At 65.4% G+C, this 4,253-nt stretch carries 4 protein-coding genes and 2 pseudogenes; 2 read left to right on the top strand and 4 right to left on the bottom strand.

All coding sequences use genetic code 11. The features are described from left to right. Positions 1-187, top strand: a pseudogene (locus tag AB0I10_RS40570) (exo-alpha-sialidase); the annotation flags it as partial. Positions 188-218: 31 nt separating this feature from the next. Here AB0I10_RS40570 and AB0I10_RS40565 read toward each other — a convergent pair. The 4 genes from AB0I10_RS40565 to AB0I10_RS40550 form a co-directional block, all read right to left on the bottom strand. Next, positions 219-527, bottom strand: coding sequence for a hypothetical protein (locus tag AB0I10_RS40565; protein ID WP_363157758.1), 309 nt, complete (start codon positions 525-527; stop codon positions 219-221). Between the two features lie 271 nt (positions 528-798). Next, a complete protein-coding gene (locus tag AB0I10_RS40560) occupies positions 799-1,044 on the bottom strand; it encodes a DUF2933 domain-containing protein (RefSeq protein ID WP_363157757.1) in 246 nt (81 codons plus the stop codon). A 408-nt stretch (positions 1,045-1,452) separates the two neighbouring features. Beyond that, positions 1,453-2,925, bottom strand: a complete 1,473-nt coding sequence (locus AB0I10_RS40555; RefSeq protein WP_363157756.1) for a hypothetical protein — start codon at positions 2,923-2,925, stop codon at positions 1,453-1,455. A 903-nt stretch (positions 2,926-3,828) separates the two neighbouring features. Continuing rightward, positions 3,829-3,975 (bottom strand): hypothetical protein, encoded by a 147-nt coding sequence (locus tag AB0I10_RS40550; protein ID WP_363157755.1) that lies wholly within the window; start codon positions 3,973-3,975, stop codon positions 3,829-3,831. Here AB0I10_RS40550 and AB0I10_RS40545 point away from each other — a divergent pair. Further along, positions 3,920-4,174, top strand: a pseudogene (locus AB0I10_RS40545) (hypothetical protein); the annotation flags it as partial. The gene AB0I10_RS40550 and the pseudogene AB0I10_RS40545 sit on opposite strands and share 56 nt — an antisense overlap. Positions 4,175-4,253: the final 79 nt, after the last annotated feature.

Raw genomic sequence — 4,253 nt, 5'->3', positions numbered from 1 at the left:
CCTCCTCGCCGCGGGCCGTCAGCATCACCACCGGGACGGCCGGCCCCGCCTCGGCCCGCCCCAGGCACTCACCGCCGTCGACGCCCAGCACATCCTGGCCGCCACCCAGGGCGGCGTCTACGAGACGCAGAACGGCGGGAAGACCTTCGTCGAACGCCTCACCGCCGGATCCAACGGGAGGCATTGAGTGGGGAGTCGCCCACCGCGTCCCCGACTGCTCACGCCGTCTTCCGGCCGCGGTGCGCATGCCGAGCAGCAGGTACATCGCAGCAGGTGTCGGCGGTGCAGTGCACCAAGGCCGCGGCGATGATGGTGACACCCCACAGGCCCCAGGCGGCCGCGAGCCCATCCGTGGCGAGGAGTACCGGAACGGGGAACACACCTGCGGCGAGGAGGACGGGGACGGTCCGGTGCAGGGCGCGGACCAGCTGCGCCGGTTCCTGCCTGTGACGCCGGGCTAGGTGGGCGGCGCAGGCAGCCACGGTGACACCACCGAGGATGACCATGGTCCAAGCAAGGATCAGCACCGCCCTCACCTCCGGGCCGGCAAGCGGAACCACGGCAGGCGATGCCTGCTCCAGCGCTTTCCGCAAGGCGTCATGCCGCGCGGAGCACCGTGGGCCTTCACTGCCGGGCCGGGCCCCGGAGCCGTACGCCCGCTGCCCCGGCTGCTGTCCGGCAGGGTGTTGAAGACCACCCACGGCCACGGACCGTATGCCGCGTCAGCCATCACGTCCTCCTCGCCACTGCCCCGCGCCGGGACGTGCACCGTCCGGGAGCGAGGTACACCGGTCCCGGCTACGGCCGGCCGGATCCAATGTGGTCGTGATCAGAGCCGGGCTTACGCAGCGCGTCACTCCGGTCCGTGTGCTGGTCTTCGTCCCCATGGCCGCCAGTCATGCCGCGCATCATCAAGAACATCATCAGCGGGCAGGCGACGACGACGGCCAGGATGATCAGGCTACCGACGGGCAAGCCGAGCACCAGCGCGCCGACGAGGGCGACCGCGAGCGCGTACAGGCCGTAGTTGGTCTTGCTCCTCATGACGGGCCTCCCTCAGAGGGAGAGGAACCTAGGCAGGAACCGGCATGTGCTCCGCATTCAAACGGGTCATCAGTCTGCAGCACGTTTGCTTCGGGGCCACAAAAAATCGAATCTGTGCAACTGCTCGGGGTTGCGCAATTGCTCGCTCCTCGACTCAAGGCACACTGCCGACAGTGTGACATGCCATCAGCCCTAACTGACACGAGGTCAGCAAATTCAGCGTGGAGTCCATATTCAGCGTGGGGTCCATGCACCCTGGGACCAGAGCACAGCTACCTCTGGAAAGCCTGACATCCCGACTCTGGAGCCAACTCGTCGATATATCAAGGCGTTGCCGGTCTCAGCCTGCTACGACCGGCGGTACCTACAGGACGCCGCGGCGGAGGCTGCAACCGATCGCACTCTTAATCAGTGCTGCCAGAAGTCGGCGAAGTTCTGCGCCCAGGCTCGTGCTTTCGCGATCTGTGCCTCGGTGATGCGGATGCCCGGTCCGGGGTCGTTCAGGACATTGTCCGGCTCGGTGCTGTGCGCCTGGGAATCCGTGATCAAGTGGCCGATCTCGTGAGCGATGGTCGCGAATCTGTCGGACGTGCCGGCGGATATGCCGATGCAACGACTGCCGATGAGGGCGCGGCCGATATGCACTGACTCCTGGTGCTGTATCCGATTCATGAAGATCACTTTGAGTACTTTTTTGTCCGAGATATGCTGCGGGTGGCTGGAGAGGGTGTCATTGTTTTCCCGTAGCGGCTTGTCGTCATCACCCTGTCCGGTCACCGGGGCGGTGTGCTGGTTGTCCGTCTTGATGTCGATGTAGTTGACCAGTCGGAATCTGATTCTCGCCTTGCCCCAGATGCTGTCGGGTGAGACCCAGCCAAGGTGGGTGTAGAGGCCCTCGGGATTGAGGGTGGGCCAGTGGTCCCATGCCCGTTCCGCGAACTTCAGTTGGCCGTTGCCGTCCAGGCTTCGGAAGTTGGTGGTCGGGCTGATGACGGGAACCTGGTCCCACAGCGCCATCTGGCCGAGCATCGAGATCTCCGAAACAGGGATGCTGTCGGAGAAGAAGCGCGCGACTTCGACGGGGACGAGGAGGACCTCCGGGTCGAGCGCGATGCGTGCCTGCTCGGCCGTGTTGGCGGCGAAGCCGTTCTTGGGTGCCTCGACGAGCAACTTGACGTCGACCGGGCGGTAGCCGACGCGGATACGGGACAGCAGCTTGACTTCGGAACCGGCGTCGCCGCTGAAGGTTCCAGGCGCGGCGGGCCAGGCGTAGGCGCTGTCGCTGAGGGATCCGGCCCGGACCGGGCGCGGGGTCGATTCGGCGTCCGCTTCGCCGTTGGCGACGGAGAGTCGAACGTCTCCGTTGGTGAATCGCCAGCCGTTGTCCCGCCGGAGAAGTTCCTGCGCCACCATGGCGTCGGGCGACTCCGTGTGCACTTTGATCAGCTTGGTCGTGACCTCGACCTGGGGGTTGTCCGTGTCGACAAAGGTGATTCCGTCGTGAATGCTCGCGGTGCCTTCAACGACGAGCAAGAGCGTCTGAAGCGGTGGTTGCGGTTCGGTCCTCGGCTTCAGCAGTGACGAGAAATCGGCGTGCTCCGTCGCGTAACGGTTGTTGAAACCTTCGAGTACGGCTGCCTCCAAGACCGCGACATCGACGTCTTCGAGCCGGCGGGGCGACGGATTGCCAGGCGAGTGCTCGTAGTTGAACACGATGACGTCGAGAAAGACCGGGCGTTGCAGCATGCGGCCGTTGAGCAGCTTGAGAAGTGCCGCGGAGAGCGCCGGATACGGCGTGAACTCGGCGTTGCCCAGGAAATCGGTGAGCGCGGATTTCGGGATGCTGAAATCCACTCCCGCGTCGTTGAGGGCGCGGATCACGGCTTCGGGATCGGTGGTATTCGGCATGACGATCGTCCTTCACGGCGGAGCTGTTCCGGCCTGGGGCGCGGAGAAGAGCTCGTTTCGGAATGATCGCTGAGTGCCTGCTGCAGACTGTTTTCGATCGTCTCACGGCGTGCGGCGGCGTGCTACTGAACTTCAATCCGTGATGTCGGTCAACCGTCCGTGATCAGGCCGGTGCCGGGGAGGCAGCCGTGGCCACGTCGGGGCGGTACTGGATCTGCTTGAGCCTACGTTTCACGGCCTGGGTGATGTCGGCCAGGTCGGCTGCGACGAGGTTGCCGATGCTGCGATTGACCAGCGACCAGATGGCCCTCCTGCGGGTTCAGGTCCGGCACCTAGGTCGGCAGCTGGAAGACGGTGAGCCAGCCGGCGTTCGCGGCGATGAACTCCCGCAGCCCAGCGATCAGGTGGAGGCGGACGTTGTCCCAGACCAGCACGATCGGGCCGCCGAACTGGTTGCGGGCGCGTATGAGCAGGTCGCGGAAGTCCTGCCGGCCGAAGCCCTTCGGCTCGTCCTTGCGGGCTCGATATTCGCGGACCGCGTAGATTCAGCCGGGACCGCTGGCCAGGCTTGTAGCAGGTCAACCCGCCATCGAGACTCTGCCGGAGCCGCGCCCTCGTACCCGCACCACTGTGGTGCGGCCGATGCCGACCCAGGTCCGGGCACTCGGCGGCGTCATCCACTGGCCCGCTTCCTGCTCGAAAGCGATCCATCCGTTGCACGCCACGCGGTGCTCTTACCCGTGGCCAGATCTCCTTCTTCCACAGCTCGGCTGCTTCCTCGTCGCGTTAGCCCGCCCGCCGGGCGGGCTGCTGCCACGACTAGTCGTTCCGCTTCAGGAGCCGCCAGGTGCCCGCCACCGTGTACGAGAGGCGGAACTACCGGCCGATCAGCGTCTTCACCCGCGCCAGTGTCCACCGCTGATCTGCCCAGCCATGTGCGAGCGGGCCGCGCTCCAGCTCCCGCTCCAGCCGGGCGAACTGGGCACCACTGAGCTTCGCCCGCCCAGGCGAGCCTTTGGACAAGACACCTGCCCCGCCTCGCTCATGCCAGGTGAATCCCTACCTCAACCGTGATCACGCCCGGCTGCGGGCTCCTGGAGATCGCGCCTTCGTACAGCTGAAAACCTGGCGACTGCTCCGGCGGGCCAGATGCTCCACCCGCCGCATCAGCACCATCGTCCAGGCCGTCCACACCCTCTTGACCTGCACGTATTCAGGATAGAAGAGGTTCAGTGCTCGCAGAGGGAGAATTCTCGTTCGTAGAGCTGCTCGTTGTGTTCGTTGACGAAGAACTTGCGTTC

Source organism: Streptomyces sp. NPDC050636 (assembly GCF_040654775.1).
Taxonomy (GTDB): domain Bacteria; phylum Actinomycetota; class Actinomycetes; order Streptomycetales; family Streptomycetaceae; genus Streptomyces.
The sequence above is the reverse complement of the archived record's forward strand: the minus strand, read 5'-3'. Positions and strand labels throughout refer to the sequence as shown.

What these genes read in the sequence shown, in the direction of transcription:
- AB0I10_RS40560 (WP_363157757.1), bottom strand. Translation starts at nt 1,044, where the DNA reads ATGAGGAGCAAGACCAACTACGGCCTGTACGCGCTCGCGGTCGCCCTC.